4 protein-coding genes are annotated in these 3592 nt (G+C 68.8%); 1 reads left to right on the forward strand and 3 read right to left on the reverse strand.

The annotated features are described in order from the left end of the window. Positions 1-29: 29 nt before the first annotated feature. Positions 30-347: a hypothetical protein gene (locus Q0112_RS03465; RefSeq protein ID WP_297971446.1), complete on the reverse strand. Its 318-nt coding sequence runs from the start codon at positions 345-347 to the stop codon at positions 30-32. 149 nt (positions 348-496) lie between these two features. Between Q0112_RS03465 and Q0112_RS03470 the strand changes: the two genes are divergently transcribed. Further along, positions 497-2344, forward strand: coding sequence for a class I poly(R)-hydroxyalkanoic acid synthase (locus tag Q0112_RS03470; RefSeq protein ID WP_297971448.1), 1848 nt, complete (start codon positions 497-499; stop codon positions 2342-2344). A gap of 55 nt (positions 2345-2399) precedes the next feature. Here Q0112_RS03470 and Q0112_RS03475 read toward each other — a convergent pair whose 3' ends face one another. Together Q0112_RS03475 and Q0112_RS03480 are read right to left on the reverse strand one after the other, a co-directional pair. Continuing rightward, on the reverse strand, positions 2400-2657 hold the full coding sequence (locus Q0112_RS03475) for a hypothetical protein (protein WP_297971451.1): 258 nt from the start codon (positions 2655-2657) through the stop codon (positions 2400-2402). 326 nt (positions 2658-2983) lie between these two features. Next, on the reverse strand, positions 2984-3592 hold a 609-nt coding region (locus Q0112_RS03480), incomplete at its 5' end, for a sulfatase-like hydrolase/transferase (RefSeq protein ID WP_297971454.1).

Here is a 3592-nt window from a genome sequence, read left to right on the forward strand (position 1 = left end):
GGAGGAAGCGGCCGCCTGAGCCGGGGCCCTCACTCGGCGGCCGGCGGTGCGGCGGGGGGCTCCAGGCGCGGGCGGGTCGCCGGATCGACCACCGGGGCGGCGAGCGCCTCGGCGCGGGCGCGGAGCGCCTCGGCGCGGGCGGCGAGCTCGCCCTTCGCCGCCTCGAGCCGCTCGGCGTCCGGGCCGGCGCGCGCGAGCGCCGCGTCGAAGGCGGCGGTTTCGCCGAGCCGCGGCGGCGGGGCGTCGCGCAGCGCCGCCGAGCGCGGCCCGACCACCTCCTCCGACGGCCCGCAGGAGAGCACGGCCAGCGCCGCCGCGAGCGGCCAGAGGCGCCCGAGCTCAGGCATGGGGTGCGCGCGGATCGTTCATCGCGCCACTCTGGACCGAAGCCCCCCGCCGGCGCAACGGCGCCCCATCGCCGGGGTGGGCAAGCGCGCCGACGAGCCGTATAGTCACCGATTGGCGCGCCCGCACAATGAGCGCCGCGGAGGAAAGCATGAACGACGCCAAGGGAACGGAGATCGCACGCGAGGCGGAGAGCGAGTCGCTGGCCGAGCGCGGCAAGCACATCGCGAAGAACATGGCCGAGGTCTTCGACATCTCCGGCCAGATCTGGCAGAAGTTCCTCGCCGCCCAGCTGCAGGAAGGGACGCCGCGGCCCGATCCGCTCAACACCTGGCCGACCTTCGCCGAACTCTACCGCACGATGTGGGACAACCCCAAGCAGGTCGCCGACGCGACGATCGAGCTCTGGGCGGCGCAGCAGAAGCTCTGGCAGAACTCGATGCTGAAGTGGCTGGGCTCCAAGGAGGCGGTCGAGGAGCTCGACGTCCCCTACATGATGAAGGCCGACAAGCGCTTCGCGCACAAGGAGTGGAGCGAGAACGCGCTCTTCGACTACCTGAAGCAGTCCTACCTGCTCACCTCCGGCTGGATCCAGGACACCGTCAGCAACGTCGGCGAGATGGACCCGAAGGAGCGGCGCAAGGCCGCCTTCTACACCCGCCAGTTCGTCGAGGCGATGAACCCGGCGAACTTCTTCGCCCTCAACCCCGAGGTGCTCGAGGCGACCGTCGAGCAGAAGGGCGAGAACCTCGTCCGCGGCCTGAAGATGATGCTGGCGGACCTCGACCGCGGCAAGGGCAAGCTCCTCATCCGCCAGACCGACATGAACGCCTTCGAGGTCGGCCGCAACACCGCCGTCACCCCCGGCGAAGTCGTCTTCCAGAACGACCTGATCCAGCTCATCCAGTATGCGCCGGCGACCGAGAAGGTCCTTGCCAGGCCGCTCCTCATCGTCCCGCCCTGGATCAACAAGTACTACATCCTCGACCTCAACCCGAAGAAGAGCATGGTGAAGTGGCTGGTCGAGCAGGGCCACACCGTCTTCGTCATCTCCTGGGTCAACCCCGACCATCGCCACGGCGCGAAGAGCTGGGAGGACTATATGTTCGAGGGCGGGCTGACCGCCATCGACAAGGCGCTGGAGGAAACCGGGCAGAAGAGCCTGCACCTCGTCAGCTACTGCGTCGGCGGCACCATGGCCGGCACGCTGATGGCCTGGCTCGGCCGGCAGAACGACAAGCGGGTCGCCTCGACCACCTTCTTCACCGCCCAGCTCGACTTCCAGGACGCGGGCGAGCTGCAGATCTTCGTCGACGAGCATATCCTCGAGGTGGTCGGCGAGGACATGGAGAAGGGCTACATGCCGGCCGACCGGATGGCCAGCGCCTTCAACATGCTCCGGGCGAACGACCTGATCTGGGGCTACATGGTCTCGAACTACATGCTCGGGAAGGACCCCTTCCCGTTCGACCTGCTCTACTGGAACGCCGATTCCACCGCCATGCCGGCGCGGGCGCACCGCTTCTATCTCGAGCAGTTCTACATCCGCGACGCCTTCGCCAAGGGCACCCTCTCGGTGCGCGGCACCCCGATCACGCTCTCCGACATCAAGGGCCCCGTCTACCACGTGGCGACCAAGGAGGACCATATCGCGCCGGCCGCCTCGGTCTATCGCGGCGCCAAGGAGATGTCGAAGGCGAAGGTCCGCTTCGTGCTGTCGGGCTCGGGGCACATCGCCGGCGTCGTCAACCCGCCGGTGCTGGAGAAATACCAGTTCTGGACCAACCCCGACATGTCGCCCGCGACCCTCGAGGAGTGGCTCGAGGGCGCCGAGGAGACGCCGGGGAGCTGGTGGATCGACTGGGACGCCTGGCTCAAGGAGCGCTCGGGCAAGCTCGTCCCGGCGCGCGTTCCGGGCGCGACGCTCGGTGCGATCGAGGCGGCGCCCGGCTCCTACGTCCGCGTCCGCTTCGACCAGCCGGAGCCCGCGAAGGCCTGATCGGTGACCGATGCCGCCCGGACCCCCGCCGCGGCGGGGGTCCGGGCGGCATCGGTCAGGAGTCGTGCGCCTCCTTCATCGCGGCGAGCTGGCTGATCGTCAGCAGCCGCGCCTGCTCGAGCGTGATCCCCGCCTCGCCGGCGAGCTGCGCCAGCGCGGCGTCGCTCAGCGCCGGCGCCGCGCGCTGGGTGGTCGGCGGCGGGGTCTGGTGCGGCAGCGTCATGGTGGCGGAGGCCGGTGCGAGGCCCGCGAGGAGCGCGCCCGCCAGCGTTGCAGGCAGGGCCATGGCCTTGAGGACCGTGGATCGCGACATGTCCATATCCTTTCCCGTTACACCCGCCGGGGACGGCCCGCCGGCGGGCCGGCGTTCGCAAGGGGACGTCGGTACCGGGGGATATGGCGCAGGCCCCCGCCCGCGCCCGGCCGTCTCACGCCGTCGTGCTGGCATCCCCGTGCGGCAGACTGCCGCACCCTCGCCACGCACCGCGCCGCGAAGCACGCCCGGAATCATCCGCACACGCCCCTCGGCAGCGTCTATACGTTGTATAGACGGAAATAATATCCACTGAAATCAGTGCCTTGCGACCAGGGCACGCGTGCCCGGGCGCGCCCCGAACCCCGCATGGGAAACGGTCGCAGTCAGTCTTCGTGGTCGCTTCTGCGCGACAGGGTAAGCATGAGGGTCTGGGGGTCGGGCAGTTCCGCTCGGAGCTCCTTGACCACATCCGGCCGCTTGTCCGCGATGTTGTACCACTCGTTGGGATCGTATCCCGGGCTGGCTGGGTCGTGATCGTAAAGCTCGACCTCGTCGAAAAAGCGTTCCGCGTAGGATCGCCATCCGATGGGCGTATAGGATATCAGGCGCCACTGCGGGGTCCGCACCGTCGAATGCAGATAGAGCTGCCCCGTCTCCTTGCGCAGAAACCCGGTGTACGACAGAGCCGACGCTCGCGACGGCGCCGTGCCTGAGAAGAGCGTGGCGGAAAGGTCCTGGCCGTCGCATTGCGGTGGTATCGGTAGACCCGCGAGTCCGCAAAGCGTCGGATAGAGGTCAATGAGGCTGACCGGTTCCCGCACCAGGCGAGGGGCGATCCCGGGGCCGGCGATAAACAGCGGGACGCGCAGCGAGATCTCGTGCAGCTGGAACTTGGTGAAGGTCTCCTTCTCGCCGAGCATGTAGCCGTTATCCGACGCCACGACCAGGTACGTGTTCTCGCGCAGGTTGCGCTCTTCGAGCGCATCAAGCAC

The organism is uncultured Amaricoccus sp. (assembly GCF_937858865.1).
Taxonomy (GTDB): domain Bacteria; phylum Pseudomonadota; class Alphaproteobacteria; order Rhodobacterales; family Rhodobacteraceae; genus Amaricoccus.